The organism is Oryzomicrobium sp. (assembly GCF_036820405.1).
Classification (GTDB): Bacteria; Pseudomonadota; Gammaproteobacteria; order Burkholderiales; family Rhodocyclaceae; genus Oryzomicrobium.
Window position 1 is genome coordinate 47,727 of sequence record NZ_DAISLS010000013.1, and the last position, 17,746, is coordinate 65,472.

Annotated in this window: 19 protein-coding genes; 5 read left to right on the forward strand and 14 right to left on the reverse strand. The window is 71.0% G+C overall.

Annotated features, from left to right (window positions below; genetic code table 11):
- Positions 1–81: 81 nt before the first annotated feature.
- Entirely contained in the window at positions 82–1,314 is a 1,233-nt protein-coding gene (purT, locus tag V7Z98_RS13685; protein WP_442951847.1) for a formate-dependent phosphoribosylglycinamide formyltransferase, read from the forward strand.
- 50 nt (positions 1,315–1,364) lie between these two features.
- Positions 1,365–2,441, forward strand: coding sequence for an A/G-specific adenine glycosylase (gene mutY / locus V7Z98_RS13690; protein WP_334158604.1), 1,077 nt, complete (start codon positions 1,365–1,367; stop codon positions 2,439–2,441).
- Positions 2,442–2,700: 259 nt separating this feature from the next.
- On the opposite strand, the gene V7Z98_RS13695 is transcribed toward mutY, so the two are convergent.
- The 6 genes from V7Z98_RS13695 to rapZ are packed head-to-tail and all read right to left on the reverse strand — an operon-like array spanning position 2,701 to position 7,123.
- A complete protein-coding gene (locus V7Z98_RS13695; RefSeq protein ID WP_334158605.1) occupies positions 2,701–3,963 on the reverse strand; it encodes an MFS transporter in 1,263 nt (420 codons plus the stop codon).
- A gap of 10 nt (positions 3,964–3,973) precedes the next feature.
- Positions 3,974–4,627, reverse strand: a complete 654-nt coding sequence (locus V7Z98_RS13700) for an LON peptidase substrate-binding domain-containing protein (RefSeq protein WP_334158606.1) — start codon at positions 4,625–4,627, stop codon at positions 3,974–3,976.
- Positions 4,627–5,241 (reverse strand): flavin prenyltransferase UbiX, encoded by a 615-nt coding sequence (locus V7Z98_RS13705; protein ID WP_334158607.1) that lies wholly within the window; start codon positions 5,239–5,241, stop codon positions 4,627–4,629. The genes V7Z98_RS13700 and V7Z98_RS13705 overlap by 1 nt, the downstream gene beginning before the upstream one ends.
- A complete protein-coding gene (locus tag V7Z98_RS13710; protein WP_293260490.1) occupies positions 5,238–5,798 on the reverse strand; it encodes a Gx transporter family protein in 561 nt (186 codons plus the stop codon). Before V7Z98_RS13710 ends, V7Z98_RS13705 begins: the two co-directional genes overlap by 4 nt.
- A gap of 4 nt (positions 5,799–5,802) precedes the next feature.
- On the reverse strand, positions 5,803–6,219 hold the full coding sequence (locus tag V7Z98_RS13715) for a NusG domain II-containing protein (RefSeq protein ID WP_334158608.1): 417 nt from the start codon (positions 6,217–6,219) through the stop codon (positions 5,803–5,805).
- Positions 6,220–6,229: 10 nt separating this feature from the next.
- A complete protein-coding gene (gene rapZ / locus V7Z98_RS13720; protein ID WP_293260496.1) occupies positions 6,230–7,123 on the reverse strand; it encodes an RNase adapter RapZ in 894 nt (297 codons plus the stop codon).
- 116 nt (positions 7,124–7,239) lie between these two features.
- Between rapZ and V7Z98_RS13725 the strand changes: the two genes are divergently transcribed.
- The 3 genes from V7Z98_RS13725 to V7Z98_RS13735 all read left to right on the forward strand — a co-directional run bounded on the left by V7Z98_RS13725 (position 7,240) and on the right by V7Z98_RS13735 (position 11,106).
- Entirely contained in the window at positions 7,240–8,430 is a 1,191-nt protein-coding gene (locus V7Z98_RS13725; protein WP_334158609.1) for a M20 aminoacylase family protein, read from the forward strand.
- Positions 8,427–10,241 carry a diguanylate cyclase gene (locus V7Z98_RS13730; protein ID WP_334158610.1) on the forward strand — a complete coding sequence of 605 codons (1,815 nt, stop codon included), beginning with the start codon at positions 8,427–8,429 and terminating at the stop codon, positions 10,239–10,241. The genes V7Z98_RS13725 and V7Z98_RS13730 overlap by 4 nt, the downstream gene beginning before the upstream one ends.
- A 145-nt stretch (positions 10,242–10,386) precedes the next feature.
- A complete protein-coding gene (locus tag V7Z98_RS13735; protein ID WP_334158611.1) occupies positions 10,387–11,106 on the forward strand; it encodes a hypothetical protein in 720 nt (239 codons plus the stop codon).
- A gap of 55 nt (positions 11,107–11,161) precedes the next feature.
- Here V7Z98_RS13735 and V7Z98_RS13740 read toward each other — a convergent pair whose 3' ends face one another.
- From V7Z98_RS13740 to V7Z98_RS13775, 8 genes are all read right to left on the reverse strand, one after another.
- On the reverse strand, positions 11,162–11,509 hold the full coding sequence (locus tag V7Z98_RS13740; RefSeq protein ID WP_334158612.1) for a ribbon-helix-helix domain-containing protein: 348 nt from the start codon (positions 11,507–11,509) through the stop codon (positions 11,162–11,164).
- Positions 11,510–11,657: 148 nt separating this feature from the next.
- Entirely contained in the window at positions 11,658–12,239 is a 582-nt protein-coding gene (locus V7Z98_RS13745) for a DJ-1/PfpI family protein (RefSeq protein ID WP_334158613.1), read from the reverse strand.
- 151 nt (positions 12,240–12,390) lie between these two features.
- Complete coding sequence (locus V7Z98_RS13750) at positions 12,391–13,323, reverse strand: MBL fold metallo-hydrolase (protein WP_334158615.1); 933 nt, start codon at positions 13,321–13,323, stop codon at positions 12,391–12,393.
- Positions 13,323–13,508 carry a DUF1289 domain-containing protein gene (locus V7Z98_RS13755; RefSeq protein ID WP_293260526.1) on the reverse strand — a complete coding sequence of 62 codons (186 nt, stop codon included), beginning with the start codon at positions 13,506–13,508 and terminating at the stop codon, positions 13,323–13,325. The genes V7Z98_RS13750 and V7Z98_RS13755 overlap by 1 nt, the downstream gene beginning before the upstream one ends.
- Positions 13,505–13,702, reverse strand: coding sequence for a DUF1289 domain-containing protein (locus tag V7Z98_RS13760; protein ID WP_334158616.1), 198 nt, complete (start codon positions 13,700–13,702; stop codon positions 13,505–13,507). Before V7Z98_RS13760 ends, V7Z98_RS13755 begins: the two co-directional genes overlap by 4 nt.
- 164 nt (positions 13,703–13,866) lie before the next feature.
- A complete protein-coding gene (locus V7Z98_RS13765) occupies positions 13,867–14,772 on the reverse strand; it encodes a hydroxymethylglutaryl-CoA lyase (RefSeq protein ID WP_334158734.1) in 906 nt (301 codons plus the stop codon).
- 88 nt (positions 14,773–14,860) lie between these two features.
- Positions 14,861–16,879 carry an acetyl/propionyl/methylcrotonyl-CoA carboxylase subunit alpha gene (locus tag V7Z98_RS13770; RefSeq protein WP_334158617.1) on the reverse strand — a complete coding sequence of 673 codons (2,019 nt, stop codon included), beginning with the start codon at positions 16,877–16,879 and terminating at the stop codon, positions 14,861–14,863.
- 73 nt (positions 16,880–16,952) lie between these two features.
- Positions 16,953–17,744: an enoyl-CoA hydratase/isomerase family protein gene (locus V7Z98_RS13775; protein WP_293260535.1), complete on the reverse strand. Its 792-nt coding sequence runs from the start codon at positions 17,742–17,744 to the stop codon at positions 16,953–16,955.
- Between the last annotated feature and the right edge of the window lie 2 nt (positions 17,745–17,746).

Consider the following 17,746-nt stretch of genomic DNA (forward strand, 5'->3'; position numbering starts at 1 on the left):
CCCGGCGAAGCGGAAAAACGGGGAAAAGGCCGTGCTACCATCGGCGCCGCCCATCATTCTGCCCTGCCACGGAGACCCGCCATGCCCGCCCCTTCGACCCTGCGCCCCGGCACCCCCCTATCCCCCTCCGCCCTGCGCGTCATGCTGCTCGGCGCCGGCGAGCTGGGTAAGGAAGTGATCATCGCCTTGCAGCGCCTCGGGGTCGAAGTAATCGCCGTGGACCGCTACGAAAACGCCCCGGGCATGCAGGTGGCGCACCGCGCCCACGTCATCTCCATGACCGACGGCGCCGCCCTGCGTCGCCTGATCGAGCTGGAAAAGCCCCACCTGGTGGTGCCCGAGATCGAGGCCATCGCCACCGACACCCTGGTGGAGATCGAGGCCGAAGGCCTGGCCGAGGTGATCCCCACCGCCCGGGCCGCCAAGCTGACCATGAACCGGGAAGGCATCCGCCGCCTGGCCGCCGAGGAGCTGGGCCTGCCCACCTCCCCCTACCGCTTCGCCGACTCCCAGGCCGAACTCCAGGCCGCCATCGACGGCACGGACGGCCAGCCGGGCATCGGCTATCCCTGCGTGATCAAGCCGGTGATGTCCTCCTCGGGCAAGGGCCAGTCCCTGGTGAAAGGCCCGGACGACGTGGCCAAGGCCTGGGACTACGCCCAGGCCGGCGGCCGGGTGAAGCAGGCGCGCATCATCGTCGAGGGCTTCATCAAGTTCGACTACGAGATCACCCAGCTGACCGTGCGCGCCGTGGGTGCCTCGGGCCAGGTGGAAACCTATTTCTGCGAGCCGATCGGCCACATCCAGGTGGACGGCGACTACGTGGAATCCTGGCAACCCCAGCCGATGAGCGCCGCCGCCAAGGCCAAGTCCCGGGAGATCGCCGAAAAGGTCACCGCCAACCTGGGCGGCCGCGGCATCTTCGGCGTCGAGCTGTTCATCCGCGGCGACGAGGTGTGGTTCTCCGAAGTCAGCCCACGCCCCCACGACACCGGCCTGGTCACCCTGGCCAGCCAGCGCCTGTCCGAATTCGAACTGCACGCCCGGGCCATCCTCGGCCTGCCGGTGGACGCCAGCCTACGCGCCCCCGGCGCCTCGGCGGTGATCTACGGCGGCATGGAAGAAAAAGGCATCGCCTTCGAGGGCGTCGCCGAGGCCCTGCAAGTGCCGGACTCGGACCTGCGCCTGTTCGGCAAGCCGGAAAGCTTCAAGAAGCGCCGCATGGGCGTGGCCGTGGCCACCGGCAGCGACATCGACCAGGCCCGGGAACGGGCCAAGCTGACCGCCAGCCGGGTCAAGCCGGTCAAGGCCTAAACGTTTTCCCCACACCACCGGGGCGCCCGCTGCGGCGCTCCGCCCATTTCATGCCCGACTTTTCCGACCGCCTGATCGCCTGGCAGCGGCGCCACGGCCGCCACGACCTGCCCTGGCAGAACACCCGGGACGCCTACCGCATCTGGCTGTCCGAGATCATGCTGCAGCAGACCCAGGTGGCCACCGTCATCCCCTACTACGGACGCTTCCTGGAGGCCTTCCCGACCATCGCCGACCTGGCGGCGGCGCCCCTGGAGCGGGTGCTGGAGCTGTGGGCGGGCCTCGGCTACTATGCCCGGGCGCGCAACCTGCATGCCTGCGCCGTGGCGGTGGTGCGCGACCACGGCGGCGCCTTTCCCCGGGACCCGGCGCAGATCGCCGAGCTGCCCGGCATCGGCCGTTCCACGGCGGCGGCCATCGCCGCCTTCGCCTACGGCCACCGGGGCGCCATCCTGGACGGCAACGTCAAGCGGGTACTGACCCGCTGCTTCGGCGTGGCCGGCTTTCCCGGTGCGCCCAAGGTGGAAAAGGGCCTGTGGCAGCTGGCCGATTCCCTGCTGCCGGCTTGCGATGAGCCTGGCGAGATCGAGGCCTACACCCAGGGCATCATGGACCTGGGCGCCTCCCTGTGCGCCCGTCGCCGCCCCACCTGCGCCCTGTGCCCGATGCACGACATCTGCGTCGCCCGGCGCGAGGGGCGCCAGGACGAGCTGCCCGAGGCCAAGCCGGCCAAGACGCTGCCCGAGCGCCACACCATCTGCCTGGTGATCAGCGACGGGCCGCAACTGCTGGTGGAACGGCGCCCGCCCACGGGCATCTGGGGCGGCCTCTTGGCCCTGCCGGAAATCGACGACGCCGCCCGGCTGGAGGAAACCCTGGCGCGCTACGGCTGCCGCCTGGAAAAGCAGCAGACCCTGGCGCCCTTTCCCCACACCTTCAGCCACTTCCGCCTGCACATCACCCCGCTGCTCTGCCGGGTCAGCCGTAGCGGCCGGCTGGCGGCGGATTCCGGGGATGCTGCGGCGACCTGGATCGACTGGCGCGACACCGCCGCGGCCGCCCTGCCGGCGCCCCTGCGCAAGCTGCTGCGCGACCTGGACGGCCTGCCGCCGGGGCTGGCGGGCTGACGCGGCGACGGCGTCGATCCATTAATTTTCTTCATGTATTTTTTTGGCCGCACCGTCAAACTCGGCGACTGGCGCGGACCTTCGCTTTTCGCCCAGCCCGATACATTAATTTTATTAATGTATCGCCGCTAACAAGCGCTCGACGCGCTCCCCTAGCCTGCCCAGGATGTGCCCGGGATTAACCCGATGCGTGCCTGGTACGGGCCTGGTGCAGCGTGTCCAATGCCTCCCCGCTGCGGGCAACCGCCAACGGCCCCAATCAGGCCAAGGGCCGGCGTACCAGGGCAGCCCAGCCGAGCAGCACCGCCAGGGCCAGGGTGACGAAGCCCCCGGCCCAGCCCGCCGGGTGGTCCCGGCCGAAGGCGTCGAGGGCCATGCCGAAGGCCACCGGGCCGATGAAGGCGCCGAGAAAGCCGAGGCAGGAATAGAGCGCCAGGGCCTTGCCGCGCCGCCCCGGGTCGGTGCCGGTGATCAGCCCGGCGGTCAGGGCCGCCGAATCCAGGCTCATGGTGGCGGCGTAGGCCACCAGCACCACCACGGTCAGGGTACCGCCCATGCCGGCGCCGCTCCCCACGCCAAGGCCCGCGCCACCGAAGCCGGCCACCACCAAGGCCACCAGGGCCGAAAGAGGCATCACCCGGGCCAACCAGCGCTGCCGCCCCCAGCGGTGCGCCCCTTCGTTGCCGAGGATGCTGGCCGGCACGGCGCAGAAGGTGGCCACTGCCGCCGCCACGCCGGGCATGGCGGTGAGGGCCGAGGGCTCGGCGGCATGCAGCCAGCCCAGGTAGCTGACCAGCCAGGCGCGAAAGCCGAACAGTTCCCAGTTGTGGCCCAGGTAGCCGCCGCAGTAGGCCAGGATGCGCCGGTCACGCAGCACGCCGCGCCAGCCGTCGTCCTGGGCCGCCCCCGGCACTGCCTTGTCCGGTGCTCCGGCCTGGGGTTGCGGACGGGGTCCCGCGCCCCAGGCCACCAGGGCGCCGGCGGCCAGCACCGCGCCGCCGGCGATGGCGAACAGCCAGGGCCAGTCGAAGAGGCGCTGGGCGCCTTCGGCGAGCAGGTAAGAGAGGCCGGCGCCGACGCCGAAGGTGGCGGTGTAGAAGGCGGTGCCGCGGGACTGGTGGGCGGGGTCGAGCCGGTCGGTGAGGGCGCGCAGGCCGGGCATGTAGGTGCCGGCCAGGCCCAGGCCCGCACCCATCCAGCACAGCAGGGCGAGAACGAAGTCCCGGGCCCACAGGGCGAAGAGCAGCAGGGAGGCGCCGCTCACCAGGGTAGCGCCGAGGTAGACGCGGCGGGCGTCGCGCTTGTCGGTGGCGGCCACCAGCACCGGCACGGCGGCCACGTAGCCGAGGAAGAACACCCCACCCAGCCAGCCGCCCTCGGTGGCCGACAGGCCCCATTCGGCGGTGAAGCGGGGCAGCAGCACCGGCACCAGGGCGAAGCCGGACATGGTCAGCACCTCGCCCAGGCAGAACACGGCGACCAGCCGCACCGCCCGGGCGGCGGTCCGGCTTTTCGACCACATCGTCATTGCGTCATTGCACCAAGCCCCGCTGGGCCAGGTAGGTATGCAGGATTTCCAGCCGGGACAGGGGATCGTCCAGTTCCAGCAGCTTCTGCTTGGCCAGGGGCTGCACCGGCATCGCCTCGGCGAGGCGGTAGCCGAGCCACAGGGCGTCGGCGAAATCGTGGGGCGGAGGCATTTTTTCTACACCCAGGTCGGCGGCGATGCGCCGGGCCAGGGGCGCCAGTCCGGCCAGGGCCTCGGGCACGGCGGCGGCGGGCGGCTCGGCGAGCAGCTCGACCCGGGCCCGTTGCAGGCCGTTGGCCTCGATGCGCCGCTCGACGATGCGAAAGCGCCGCCCGCCCTGGGCCGAGGCGAGCAGGATGCCCGGCTGCTCCATGTCGCAGCGGGTCAGGCGGGCCAGGGTGCCCACCGGGTGGGGCACCGCCGGGGTACCGGTGTCCTTGCCCTCGGCGATCAGGCAAACGCCGAAGGGCACGTCCTCGCGCAGGCAGGCGGCGGCCATGTCCAGGTAGCGGGCCTCGAAGATCTTCAGCCCGAGCACCCCGCCGGGAAACAGCACGGTGCCCAGGGGAAAGAGGGGAATGTCCAGGGTTTCGGGCAGCGCCGTTTCCGTCGCCGAGCCGTCACCCAGATGGCGCTTGAGCCAGTCGCCCAGCCCCATCACGCCTCCTCGCCCCAGCGGCGCATCAGGGTGTGGGGCACCGCCAGGTGGTCGAGGATGCGGGCGACGACGAAATCCACCACATCCTGCACCGTCTGCGGATGGTGGTAGAAGCCAGGGTTGGGCGGCAGGATCACCGCCCCGGCCCGGGACAGGCGCAGCATGTTCTCCAGGTGCAGGGTCGAGAACGGCGTTTCCCGGGGCACCAGGATCAGGGGCCGGCGCTCCTTCAGGGCCACGTCGGCGGCCCGCTCGATCAGGTTGTCGGCCAGGCCGGCGGCGATCGAGGCCAGGGTGCCCATGGTGCACGGGCACACCACCATGGCGTCCGGCGGATTGGAGCCGGAGGCCACCGGGGCGAACCATTCCTCCCGACCGTACACCTCCAGGGTACCGGGCAGGGCGGCGAAGCGCTGGCGGAAGAAGGCTTCCGCCTCCTTGGGCCGGCCCGGCAATTCCAGGTCCATCTCCTGACGGGCCACCACCTGGGCCACCGACGAATAGAGCAGCTGCACGCGGCAGCCGGCAGCGAGCAGGCATTCGAGCAGGCGCACCCCGTAGGGCAGGCCCGAGGCGCCGGTGAAGGCCAGGCAGACGGTCTTGGCGGTATTCATGATTTTTCCGGAGAAGGCGGAGGCGTGGGGCCGGCGTCGGCCTCGGCCAGCAACCTGGCGGCGATCAGGCCGTTGATGGTGCCGAAGAACAGGGCCGCCGCGGAAAACACCGGCAGCAGCACCCACAGGCCGTCGTGGGGGATCAGCCACAGCCGGGCGAGCAGCAACTGGCCGCCGATGTGGGCCAGGGCGGCCAGCACCGAGGCCGTCACCGGGCCGAACCAGCGCCGCGGCAGGCGCGCCACCGGCGCCAGCACCAGCAGGCTGGCCAGGGCGCCGGCGGCGGCGAGAAAGAACCCCGGGGCGAGGAACTGGCCGAGCAGCAGGCTGCCGGCCACCACCCGCAGGCCGCTCACCCAGGCCGCTGCGCCCCAGCCGTAGCGGACCAGCACCACCAGGGTGACGATGTTGGCCAGCCCCGGTTTGACCCCGGGCAGCGGCGAGGGAATCACCGCGTCCACCAGGGCCAGGCCGATGGCCGCCGCCGCCAGCCGGGCGATGCGGTAGTCCTCGGGGCCGAGGGGAATGGCGACGGTGCCGGGCGAAGGCGAGGCCATGGGATCAGTAGGCCAGGGTGTCGTAGGCGCCCTTGCCGCCGGCGATGGTCAGGCTGACCCGGTTGGGGGCGCACAGGGCCATTTCGCCGGGACGGGCCAGCCAGCCCTGGCGCACGCATAGCTGGCGCGGGCCGGGATCGGACATCACCCGGGCGCGGCCGTGCTCGACGGCGATCACCGTGGTGCCCAAGGGGCCGGCCACGTCCAGGGTGCGCGGCACGGTCAGGGCCAGCTCGGCCACCACCTGCCCTTCCTGGCGCACCACGGCACGCTCGGCGGCGCCCTGCTGCCAGAACAGGGCGGCGCTGGCGGCGGTTAGGACGACGCCACCGGCCAGCACCAGCCAGTCGCCGGGGCGGACCAGGCGGTGCCAGGGGTAGGCCGTCGCCGCGGAAAGCGCGGCAAGGGTGCTGCGGGCCACGCCGGCGGCCTCAGCTGGCAGCGGCCGGCACGCCGCTCAGTTCGCGGTGGCGCACCAGTACCCGGGGCACGGCGGGCGCCGCGGGGGCGCCGGCCAGGGCGCCGTGGGCACGGAAGTGGCGAGCCAGCCATTCGCTCATGTAGACGGAACGGTGCTGGCCGCCGGTGCAGCCGATGGCCACGGTCAGGTAGGAACGGTTGTCGCGGATGTAGGCGGGCAGCCAGCGGGCGACGAAGGCGCGGATGTCCTCGGCCATGGCCGCCACGTCGGGGATCGCCGCCAGGAAGTCGATCACCGGCTGGTCGAGGCCGGTCAGGGGGCGCAGGGTCGGATCGTAGTAGGGGTTGGGCAGGCAGCGCACGTCGAACACCAGGTCGGCGTCCTGGGGCAGGCCGTGCTTGAAGCCGAAGGACTGGAAGAGCAGGGTCAGCCCGGCATCCGGGTCCATCGAGACGAACTGCTTGACCCACTCGCGCAGCACCGCCGGTTTGAGGTCCGAGGTGTCGATGTGGTGGCCCAGGTCGGCGATGTCGGCAAGGCGCTCCCGCTCCTCGCGGATGGCTTCGAGCAGCGCCCGGCCGTCCCGGGCCAGGGGATGGCGGCGGCGCGTCTCGGAGAAGCGCTTGACCAGGGTGTCGTCCTTGGCATTGAGGAACAGGAAGCGCAGGTCCATGCGCGGGCGCAGTTCCGCCAGGATGCCCGGCAGCGCCTCCAGGCTGGCGCCGGCGCGCACGTCCACCGCCGCGGCGACGCGCTGGTAGCCGCTCGCCTCGAGCTGCTCGACCAGGGCGGGGAGCAGGGAGGTGGGCAGGTTATCGACGCAGAAGTAGCCGGCGTCTTCGAGGACGTTCAGGGCGATGGACTTGCCCGAGCCGGACAGGCCGCTGATCAGGACGAGGTGCATGGGGCCACTTTACCGGATGCGCTGCACGACCGAAAGACGCGGCATAATGGAACGTCGACCAGCCCTGCCCGGACGTCATGCCGTCCGCCGCACACTCAGCACGCCGAGGCTTTACCATGCGCCCCCTGGACCTTCCCTTCCTGGCCGAACTGACTGCGTTCCGCCGCGACATCCACGCCCATCCCGAACTGGCTTTCGACGAGCAGCGCACCAGCGACCAGGTCGCCGCCAAGCTGGTCCGCTACGGTCTGGAAGTGCATCGCGGCCTGGCCAAGACCGGGGTGGTGGCGGCCATCCGCGCCGGCACCTCGGACCGGGCCATAGGCCTGCGCGCCGACATGGACGCCCTGCCCCTCCAGGAGCTCAACGAGTTCGGCCACCGCTCCCGCCACCCGGGCAAGATGCACGCCTGCGGCCACGACGGCCACACCGCCATGCTGCTCGGCGCCGCCCGCTGGCTGGCCGAGCATCGCAACTTCGACGGCACGGTGTACTGCATCTTCCAGCCCGCGGAGGAGGCCGAGGGCGGCGCCAAGGTGATGGTGGAGGAAGGGCTGTTCGAACAGTTCCCCATGGAGGCGGTGTACGGCCTGCACAACTGGCCCGGCGTTCCGGTCGGGCAGATGGCGGTGATGCCCGGCCCGGTGATGGCCGGCACCTGCGCCTTCGAGATCAAGATGCGCGGCCACGGCTGCCACGCCGCCATGCCCCACCTGGGCAGCGACCCCATCGTCGCCGCCGCCGAACTGGTCCAGGCCCTGCAAACCGTGGTGTCGCGCACCCTGCACCCCTGCGAGGCCGGGGTGGTGTCGGTGACCCAGATCCACGCCGGCGAGGCCTGGAACGTGATCCCCGAGGAAGTGGTGCTGCGCGGCACCATCCGCAGCTTCAAGCCGGCGGTGCAGGAGCAGATCGAAACCGCCATCGAGCGCCTGTGCAAGGGCGTGGCCGCCGCCCACGGCGCCCAGGCCAGCGTCTGGTTCGACCACCGCTACCCGCCCACGGTCAACAGCGCCGCCGAGGCCGCCCTGTGCCGCGACGTGGCCGCCGAAGTGTGCGGCGCCGACCGGGTGATCGTCGACGCCCTGCCCTCCATGGGCGCCGAGGACTTCGCCTACATGCTGGCGGTCAAGCCCGGCTGCTACGTCTGGCTGGGCAACGGCATCCAGGGCGATGCCCACGCCGCCCACGGCATCACCGCCGGGGCCTGCACCCTGCACAGCCCCCACTACGACTTCAACGACGAGGTCCTGGCCCTGGGCGTCACCTACTGGGTGCGCCTGGCGGAACGGGCCCTGGCGCGGTGAGGTCCCCGCTCCCGCTGGCCTGGCGGCGATCCCAGGCCGATTCGCCGTGCCCGCTCGCCCGGCTGTGCCGCGCCGGCCTGGCCCTGTTCGCCGTGCTGTGGACCCTGCTGGCCGCCGCCCCGGCCCGGGCCGACCTGGTGCTGGAATACGCCTCCCTGGGCCAGTCCCTCACCGGGCACCTGAGCATGCTGGTGGACCCAGGCGGCCGTCTCAGCCCCCAGGAGGCCCGCGCCAACAGCGCCCGCTTCAAACCCCTCACCGGCACCGGCGGCTTCGGCTACAGCACCGACGTCTACTGGCTGCGCTTCACCCTCACCCAGGACGGCCTGCCGCGCAACTGGCTGCTCGAACTGCCTTACCCCTATCTGGACGACGTGCGCCTGTACACGCCCCGGGCCGACGGCAGCCTGGTGGAGCAGCGGGTCGGGGACCACATGCCGTTCGCCAGCTGGCCCCTGCCCTACCGCAACTTCCTCTTCCCCCTGCACCTGGAACCCGGCCACGGCACCCACACCCTGTACCTGCGGGTGGCCACCGCCGACAGCCTGGCGGTGCCCCTGGTGGTCTGGGAAGAACACGCCTTCCAGGAGCACGCCCGGGAAGAGGCCCTGCTGTTCGGCCTCTACTACGGGCTGATGCTGGCGATGCTGTTCTACAACGCCTTCATCGGTACCCTGCTGCGCGACCGCACCTTCTACCACTACGTGGCCTGCGCGTTCTTCGCCCTGCTGATCGTGGCCGAACTGAACGGCCACACCCTGCAATACCTGTGGCCGAACTTCCCCTGGCTGGCGGACCAGCAGCACAACCTGATCCCCTGCGCCTACCTGATCGCCCTGGTGCTGTGGCAGCAGTCCTTCCTCAACCTGCGCCAGACGGTGCCCCTGATCGTCCGTCCCCTGTCGGCCATCGTCGGCGCCTGCGCCGCCCTGATCCTGTTCAGCCTGATCGGCTTCTACCCCCTGGCCAACCGCCTGACCATGTACTTGGCCGGCCTGACCATCGGCCTGACCACCCTGGCCAGCATCATCTGCGTCGTCCGCGGCAGCCTGCCGGCGCGCATCTTCCTCGCCGCCCAGCTCCTGCCCATGGCGTGCAGCGCCCTGATCGTGATGCGCAACCTGGGCTACCTCTCCGCCAGCACCCTGCTCAACCACAGCTTCCAGATCGCCACCGCCCTGGAAATGCTGCTGTTCTCGATCGCCCTGGCCTACCGGGTCTACCTGCTGCGCCGCGAGCGCCACGCCGCCCTGGACATGGCCCAGAGCGACCCCCTCACGGGGCTGCTCAACCGCCACGGCCTGGAACGGCGCCTGGCCCGCTTCGGCCCGGACGGCAGCCACCGCCACCAGGAACTGGCCCTGATGGTCATCGACCTGGACGGCTTCAAGCCGGTCAACGACCGCTACGGCCACAAGCCCGGCGACCTGGTGTTGCAGGAAGTGGCGCGCCGCCTCAAGACCTGCACCCGCACCACCGACTTCATCGCCCGCCCGGGCAACGACGAATTCATCATCGGCCTGCCGGGCATGTTCAGCCACAGCGACGGCGCCCAACTGGCCGACAAGATCCTCGAGCAGATCGCCCAGCCGATCCCCATCCCCGGCGGGCTGGTGCCCGGCGGCAGCCTCCAGGTCACCGCCAGCATCGGCGTGGCCTTCATGCCCGGGGACGCGGACCAGGTGGACGGCCTGCTCGAACAGGCCGACCTGGCCATGTACGTAGCCAAGTCCGAGGGCCGCAACCGCTACGAGCTGGCGGCCGGCATGAGCGAGGAAGGCTATCGCCCACCGGCCTGGCAGGCGAGCTGAACCCTTCGGAGGGCCACATCCGGGCAGGTCGGGCCGCAGAGCATGGACACCTGCCTGGCGACGCCGTGAATGCTTGCGCCTGGCGCATTGCCGGCCCAATGCCATTGGGTTAGCCTGCCGCGTTCCCACTTCGCGAAAGCCCGCCATGAACGCCGCTCCGCTCACCCTCTGCGTCGCCCTCGCCATGCTTGCCGGCCAGGCCTGGGCCCAGGGCATCGCCCCCCGCAACGCCGATCCCGTCCTGCCCCGTTCCGCCAGCGAGCGGCCGCCCCCCATATCCGCGCCGGCCGTGACGCCACGCAGCGCCACGCCGGTAAACAGCACGGCGGTCCAGGGCACCAACCCGAAAGCATGGCGCTGGCAGTCCCTCGGCGATACCGAGGTGGCAGGCGACGGAGTGGCCCGGGGCTCGCAGTTGCGTGACATCCGCTGCGCCGGCCTGGCCTGCCGTGTGTACCAGGACAGCGCCGGCGCCTGGACCATCCGGGCCGAGGGGGGCTTTCCCGAAATGGCGGGGCGGACCTTCAACGTCATGCTCATGAACAGCCAGACGCAACGGCTGCAAACCGACAGCCGCCAGCGGGGCATTTTCAGCGACGGCAGCTTCTGGGACCAGATCGACACCTGGCGCCTGCCCGCCGGCAGCTATGCGGTGTTCTACCACTGGCCGGAACAGGACAAGGTCTTCGCGGCAATCGCCTTCGACGTCCGGCAGGCGCCTGCGCGGCCGAGCAATTCGGGCAGCACGGGCGGCGCGGTGCCTCCCGGAAAGAACCAGCAGGCGATCAACACCGCGCGGGAGAATCAGCGCTGCCTGGCGATGGCGGCAACCAATCCGGACATCCGCTGCGAACCGGCCCGCTGAATCGGCGGGCCAGCAACGCGCCAGAACCACGCAGGCCCGGCGGCGGACTTGCCGTCTAGCCCGCGCCGCCCACCAGTACGAGGGGGGCCGGCACAGGGCCAGTGCCGTCGGGCGCCGCCTGGCGGCCGGACGCCGCCGACTCGCCCTGCAACTGCCGGTAGCGCATGCAGGTGACGCGCAGGAACGAGGCGAAGTTGTCCACCTCGCCCCGGTAGGCCGTCACCTCGTCGTGCAGGGTGGCGATCAGCTGGTTGGTGGTGACGCCCTCGGCAGCGGCCATTTCCGCCAGGGTGTCCCAGAACAGGTTTTCCAGGCGCAGGGTGGTCACCACCCCGTGGATGCGCAGGGAACGGGACCGGGATTCATAGAGGATCGGGTCGGCACGGACGTAGACCTGGCACATGGGCGGCTCCTGCAAGGGGCAAATAGGCAAGGGGGCGAAGCGGCTGCGGGGCGTGGCCCCCGGGTCCGACCGGCGGGCCGGACCGATCGATGGACAGCGCTCCGCCGCCCTGGTTCGGCCCGCGCCAGCCTAGCAGCGGATCACAGCATCACAGGCTGATGCGGGTGCCCAGCACCGCCAGGAACTGGGCCAGCCAGGCCGGATGGGCGGGCCAGGCGGGGGCGGTGACCAGGTTGCCGTCGGTGTGGGCCTGGTCCACCGGAATGTCGGCGTAGGTGCCGCCAGCCAAACGCACCTCCGGGCCGCAGGCCGGATAGGCGCTACAGGTGCGGCCCTGGATCACCCCGGCGGCAGCAAGCAGTTGGGCGCCGTGGCAGACCGCGGCGATGGGCTTGTTAGCCTGGGCGAAGTGCTGCACGGCGGCGATCACCTGGGGATTGAGGCGCAGGTATTCCGGCGCCCGGCCGCCCGGGATTAGCAGGGCGTCGTAGTTCTCGGCGCGCAGGGTGTCGAAGGTGGCGTTGAGGGTGAAGTTGTGGCCCGGCTTCTCGCTGTAGGTCTGGTCACCCTCGAAGTCGTGGATGGCGGTGCGCACGCTCTCGCCGGCCTTCTTGCCCGGGCAAGCGGCATGCACCGTGTGGCCGACCATGGTGAGGGCCTGGAAAGGCACCATGGTTTCGTAGTCTTCGGCGTAATCGCCGACCAGCATCAGGATTTTCTTGGCAGCCATCGATGTCTCCTCGTGTCCTCGCAGGGGCGCCCGTGACGGGCGCCGGGGGGTGGAGGCCGGGGAGGTTGCCCCGCCCGGCCCGTCCGGCCATTCTCCACGGGGCCGGCGGCGCCGGGTAGCACCGGGCTGCTACGGGAGAGGCGGGCCGGTCCTAGCCCGCCGTCAGCCAGCCCTCTTCCTCGCGCAGGGCGCCGGCCCGGGTCAGGTCGTGCACCAGCCAGTCGGCCAGGGCGTCGTCGTCCAGGCCCAGGTAGCGGGCGTTGACGCTGGTGACGAAGGACAGGCCGGCGAGGAATTCGGTGAGGTCGGCGCGCTTGATGCGGCGCTTTTCGAGCATGACGAAGGCGACGATGACCTTGATGGCGTGGCGCGCCAGCCGGTCCAGGCTGGCCTCGAAGCCGGCGAGCTTGCGGTAGGCCCGCTCCAGGGCCGCGTCCACCGCGCCGAAGGCCGGGCCGTGGCCGGGCAGCACGGCGTCGATGGCCAGGCGCCCGAGCATGTCCAGGGTGGCGCGGGTGGCGGCCAGGCCGTCGGCGGTGCCGAGCACCTCGGCGAAGATCACGCCGAAGCCGTCCTCCCACAGGGCGTCGCCGGAAATGAGCAGGCGCTCGTCCGGGTTGTACAGGGCCAGGGCGTCCATGTCGTGGCCGGGCACGGCCAGGGCCTGCCATTCCAGCTCGCCGAGGACGAAGCAGTCGCCCGGGCCGTAGGTGGCGTGGTGCTGGAAGCGGGCGGCGGATTGGCCCAGAGGCGAGAGCAGCAGAGCGTCCTCGTCCCACTCGGCGATGGTGGCGGCCAGGCCCTCGGGCACCACCAGCTCACAGCCGAAGGCGGCGTTGAGGGCGGCGTTGCCGCCGATGTGGTCGGAATGGGAGTGGGTGTTGATCACCCGGGCCAGGGTGCGGCCGGCCAGGGCCCGTTCCACCAGGGCCACGGTCTGGGCGGCGTGGCTGACGTAGCCGCTGTCGATCAGGGTGGCGACTTCGCCGTCGAAGGCGAGGATGTTGTTGGACGACAGCCAGCCCCGTTCGAGCAGTTGCAGGGAATCGGGCAGGACCGCGGCAATGCGCTCGGCGGCCCCCATCAGTCGCTCCCGGCGCCGACTTCGGCCTGGACGTTTTCGGGCAGGGGCACGGTCTTGTTCGGCTCCGCCGGTGGCGGCGGGGTGGGGATGCCGAAGATCTCGTCCGAGGTGCGGCCACAGCCTTCGCATACCCCGGTGTCCGGGTCGATCATGCAGATGCCGACGCACAGGTCATCGCTGCTCATTGCGGGCTCCAGGCGGTGGAAGGCTTGGGCTGGTCGGCGCGGCGCGCCGCCACGGCATCGAGGATGGCCAGGCGCTGGGGGTCACTGGCGCGGCCCCAGGCGGCGATCTCGTCCAGGGTGCGCAGGCAGCCCTGGCAAAGGCCGCTGGCCTTGTCCATGACGCAGACGTTGATGCAGGGGGAAGGAACGGTCATTTCAGCAGTGCAAAAAACAGGGAGGGGCCAAGACCAAGGCGGGACGGGCATCTTCATGCCCCCTGCCTGGAGAGCCGCGCCAGTGGCCGATCTTCAGGCAGGCTCCTTTGGAGGCCACGACTGGCGCGGGGTTCCACGGGGTACCCGATTTTCCTCCAGCGACCTCAGCCGCGCTTGGCGAGGATCGCCCGGGCCACCTTGGAACCGGTTTCCCGGCCCAGGGCCGCCGAGATGAAGGCGCCGGCATCCACCAGTTTGTCCAGGTCGATGCCGGTTTCGATGCCCAGGCCGTGCAGCAGGTAGACCACGTCCTCGCTGGCGACGTTGCCGGAGGCGCCCTTGGCATAGGGGCAGCCGCCTAGGCCGGCCACCGAGGCGTCGAAGACGCTCATGCCCAGTTGCAGCGAGGCCAGGATGTTGGCCACGGCCATGCCGTAGGTGTCGTGGTAGTGGCCGGCCAGTTTTTCCACCGGCACGTGGGCGGTGCAGGCCTCGATCATGCGCGCCACCGCCAGGGGGGTGCCGACGCCGATGGTGTCGCCCAGGGAAACCTCGTAGCAGCCCATCTCGAACAGGGTGCGGGCGACCCGGGCCGCTGCCTCGGGGGCGATGGCGCCCTCGTAGGGGCAGCCGACCACGCAGGAGACGTAGCCGCGCACCGGGATGTCCAGGGCGCTGGCGGCGGCCACCACCGGCTCGAAGCGTTTCAGGCTCTCGGCGATGGAGCAGTTGATGTTCTTCTGCGAAAACGATTCGGAGGCGGCGCCGAAGATCGCCACTTCCTGGGAGCCCGCTTCCACCGCCGCGTCGAAACCTTGCAGGTTGGGGGTGAGCACCGGGTAGGCGACCCCGGGCTGCTTGCGGATGGCGCCCATCACCGCGGCGTTGTCGGCCATCTGCGGCACCCACTTGGGCGAGACGAAGGAGGTGGCCTCCACCGCCGGCACCCCGGCGGCGGCCAGGCGCTCGATCAGTTCCACCTTGATCGCGGTGGGAACCACCTGCTTTTCGTTCTGCAAGCCGTCGCGGGGGCCCACGTCCACCAGCTTGACGCGCTGGGGCAGGTTCATCGGGGAGAGGGACATGTCGTGTTCCTTAGCAGGACGCGGCCGGCGGACGGGACATCCCGCCCCGCCGGCCTGCGGTTAGGCCGGGCGCTCAGGCCGCCTCGAAATCCACCAGTTCGGCGCCGTCGCTGACCTGGTCGCCGGCGGCGTAGCGGAAGGCCTTCACCACCCCGGCCTTGGGGGCGGTGATGGTGTGCTCCATCTTCATCGCCTCCAGGATCAGCAGCGGCGCGCCGGCCTCGACCTTCTGCCCCGGCGTGGCGATCAGGGCCACCACCTTGCCCGGCATGGGGGCGGTCAGGCCGCCGCCCTGATGGCCACCGGCCTCCACCTTGTGCAGGGGGTCGTGGCGCTCCAGGATGAAGGTGCTGCCGTTGAGGAAGACGTGGCGCCGTTCGCTCTGGGTGTCGTTGACCGCCACCACGCTGGCGAGCAGGCGCCGATCGTCCAGCTCCACCGCCAGGCGGTCGCCGCCCAGGCACTTGCCCCGGGCCAGCACCGGGGCCTCGCCGGCCAGGGCGAGGGTCCAGCTGTCGTTGCCGTAGGCCACCTCCACGGTGATTTCGGTGTCGTTGCCCGCCGACTTCCAGGTAAGGGTACGCCGGCCGGTCAGGTTCATGCGCCAGCCGTCCCGGCTCGCCCAGGGGGACCAGGGGTCGGCGCTGGTGCTCGCCGCCTGCTCGGCCTGGGCCTGTTCGCGCAGCAGCTCGGCCACCGAGGCCACTTGCAAGGCCAGAGCCGGCAACGGGGCGTCGCCCGGGAACAGGTAGTCGCGCTGGCGCTCGATCAGGCCGGTGTCCAGGTCGGCCCCGGCGAAGGCCGGGCAGGCCACCAGGCGGGAGAGGAAGGGAATGTTGCTGGTCACCCCGACCACCCGGTAATCGGCCAGGGCCTGGCGCATGCGCGCCAGGGCGGCGTCCCGGTTCTCGTCCCAGACGATCAGCTTGGCCACCATCGGGTCGTAGTGGGGGGTGATCTCGTCGCCCTCTTCCACCCCGGTATCGACGCGCACGTAGAGGCTTTCCGCCGGCGGCGCGAGGCGCAGCAGGCGGCCGGTGGAGGGCAGGAAGCCCCGGTCGGCGTCCTCGGCGTAGATGCGCGCTTCCAGGGCGTGGCCGTAGATCGCCAGGTCAGCCTGCTTGAGGGGCAGGGGTTCGCCGGAGGCGACGCGCAGCTGCCACTCGACCAGGTCCTGGCCGGTGATCATTTCGGTGACCGGGTGCTCCACCTGGAGGCGGGTGTTCATCTCCATGAAGTAGAACGAGCCGTCCTGGTTGGCGATGAATTCCACCGTGCCGGCGCCGACGTAGCCCACGGCCTGGGCGGCGGCCACGGCGGCCTCGCCCATCTGGCGGCGGCGCTCCGGGGTCATGCCCGGGGCGGGGGCCTCTTCCAGCACCTTCTGGTGGCGGCGCTGCACCGAGCAGTCGCGCTCGAACAGGTACACGCAGTTGCCGTGGGTATCGCCGAACACCTGGATTTCGATGTGGCGCGGCCGGGTGATGTATTTCTCGACCAGCACGTGGTCGTTGCCGAAGGAAGAACTGGCCTCGCGCTTGCACGAGGCCAGGGCGGCGATGAAGTCCTCGCCCTTTTCCACCAGGCGCATGCCCTTGCCGCCGCCCCCGGCGGCTGCCTTGATCAGCACCGGGTAGCCGATGGCGTCGGCCTGGGCCTTGAGGAAGTCCGGCTCCTGGTTGTCGCCGTGGTAGCCCGGGGTGAGGGGCACGGCGGCCTTTTCCATGAGGGCCTTGGCGGCGGACTTGCTGCCCATGGCGCGGATGCTGGCGGCCGGCGGGCCGATGAACACCACCCCGGCGGCGGCGCAGGCGTCGGCGAACTCGGCGTTCTCGGAGAGAAAGCCGTAGCCCGGGTGGATCGCCTGGGCGCCGGTGGCCCGGGCCGCGGCCAGTATCTTGTCCGCCACCAGGTAGGATTCCCGGGCGGCGGCGGGGCCGATGCACACGGCCTCGTCGGCCAGGCGCACGTGGCGGGCGCCGGCGTCGGCCTCGGAATAAACGGCGACGGTGCGCACGCCGAGACGGCGGGCGGTCTTGATGACGCGGCAAGCGATCTCGCCGCGGTTGGCAATCAGAATCTTGCTGAACATGTGTCCCCCTTGCGGAGCAGGCCGGCAGCCCACGCGGGCGCCGGCCCTCCGGGCGAAATGGTGCGGAGTGGCGTTAGGCGATCCAGGCGGGTTTGCGTTTTTCGAGGAAGGCGCCGATGCCCTCCCGGCCTTCGTCCGAGGCCCGCACCCGGGTGATGCGCTGGGCGGTGTCCTCGATCACGGCCGCGTCGATGGCCCGGTCGGCCACGGCGGCGATCAGGGCCTTGCACTCGGCCTGGGCGTTGGGGCCGTTGTTGAGCAGGGCCTCCACCACCTCGCCGACGGCGTCGTCCAGGGCCGCCTCGTCGGGCACGATCTCGTGCACCAGGCCGAGGCGGTAGGCCTCGGAGGCGGAGAAGCGCTCGGCGCTGAGCATGTAGCGGCGCGCCGCCCGGGTGCCCAGAGCCTGGATGACGTAGGGGCTGATGACCGCCGGGATCAGGCCGAGCTTGACCTCGGTCAGGGCGAACTGGGCGTCGAAGGTGGCGATGGCCACGTCGCAGGCCGACACCAGGCCGACGCCGCCGCCGTAGGCCGGGCCCTGGACCCGGGCCACGGTGGGCTTGGCCAGTTCGTTGAGGGTGCGCAGCAGCTCGGCCAGGTTGCGGGCGTCGCGCAGGTTCTCTTCCGGGCTGTAGCCGGCGGCGCGCTGCATCCAGTTGAGATCGGCCCCGGCGCAGAAGCTCTTGCCGGTGGAGGAGAGCACCACCACGCGCACGGCGGGGTTGGCTTCCAGTTCTTTCAGGCCGGCGGTGATCTCGGCGATCAGGGTTTCGTCGAAAGCGTTGTGCCGGTCGCCCCGGTTGAGGGTGAGGATGCCGACGGGGCCGTCGACTTCGAGCAGGATGGCGTTGTAGGTGGTCATGG

What these genes read in the sequence shown, in the direction of transcription:
- purT (WP_442951847.1), top strand. Translation starts at nt 82, where the DNA reads ATGCCCGCCCCTTCGACCCTGCGCCCCGGCACCCCCCTATCCCCCTCC.
- mutY (WP_334158604.1), top strand. Translation starts at nt 1,365, where the DNA reads ATGCCCGACTTTTCCGACCGCCTGATCGCCTGGCAGCGGCGCCACGGC.
- V7Z98_RS13695 (WP_334158605.1), bottom strand. Translation starts at nt 3,963, where the DNA reads ATGTGGTCGAAAAGCCGGACCGCCGCCCGGGCGGTGCGGCTGGTCGCC.
- V7Z98_RS13700 (WP_334158606.1), bottom strand. Translation starts at nt 4,627, where the DNA reads ATGGGGCTGGGCGACTGGCTCAAGCGCCATCTGGGTGACGGCTCGGCG.
- V7Z98_RS13705 (WP_334158607.1), bottom strand. Translation starts at nt 5,241, where the DNA reads ATGAATACCGCCAAGACCGTCTGCCTGGCCTTCACCGGCGCCTCGGGC.
- V7Z98_RS13710 (WP_293260490.1), bottom strand. Translation starts at nt 5,798, where the DNA reads ATGGCCTCGCCTTCGCCCGGCACCGTCGCCATTCCCCTCGGCCCCGAG.
- rapZ (WP_293260496.1), bottom strand. Translation starts at nt 7,123, where the DNA reads ATGCACCTCGTCCTGATCAGCGGCCTGTCCGGCTCGGGCAAGTCCATC.
- V7Z98_RS13725 (WP_334158609.1), top strand. Translation starts at nt 7,240, where the DNA reads ATGCGCCCCCTGGACCTTCCCTTCCTGGCCGAACTGACTGCGTTCCGC.
- V7Z98_RS13735 (WP_334158611.1), top strand. Translation starts at nt 10,387, where the DNA reads ATGAACGCCGCTCCGCTCACCCTCTGCGTCGCCCTCGCCATGCTTGCC.
- V7Z98_RS13740 (WP_334158612.1), bottom strand. Translation starts at nt 11,509, where the DNA reads ATGTGCCAGGTCTACGTCCGTGCCGACCCGATCCTCTATGAATCCCGG.
- V7Z98_RS13745 (WP_334158613.1), bottom strand. Translation starts at nt 12,239, where the DNA reads ATGGCTGCCAAGAAAATCCTGATGCTGGTCGGCGATTACGCCGAAGAC.
- V7Z98_RS13750 (WP_334158615.1), bottom strand. Translation starts at nt 13,323, where the DNA reads ATGGGGGCCGCCGAGCGCATTGCCGCGGTCCTGCCCGATTCCCTGCAA.
- V7Z98_RS13755 (WP_293260526.1), bottom strand. Translation starts at nt 13,508, where the DNA reads ATGAGCAGCGATGACCTGTGCGTCGGCATCTGCATGATCGACCCGGAC.
- V7Z98_RS13760 (WP_334158616.1), bottom strand. Translation starts at nt 13,702, where the DNA reads ATGACCGTTCCTTCCCCCTGCATCAACGTCTGCGTCATGGACAAGGCC.
- V7Z98_RS13765 (WP_334158734.1), bottom strand. Translation starts at nt 14,772, where the DNA reads ATGAACCTGCCCCAGCGCGTCAAGCTGGTGGACGTGGGCCCCCGCGAC.
- V7Z98_RS13770 (WP_334158617.1), bottom strand. Translation starts at nt 16,879, where the DNA reads ATGTTCAGCAAGATTCTGATTGCCAACCGCGGCGAGATCGCTTGCCGC.
- V7Z98_RS13775 (WP_293260535.1), bottom strand. Translation starts at nt 17,744, where the DNA reads ATGACCACCTACAACGCCATCCTGCTCGAAGTCGACGGCCCCGTCGGC.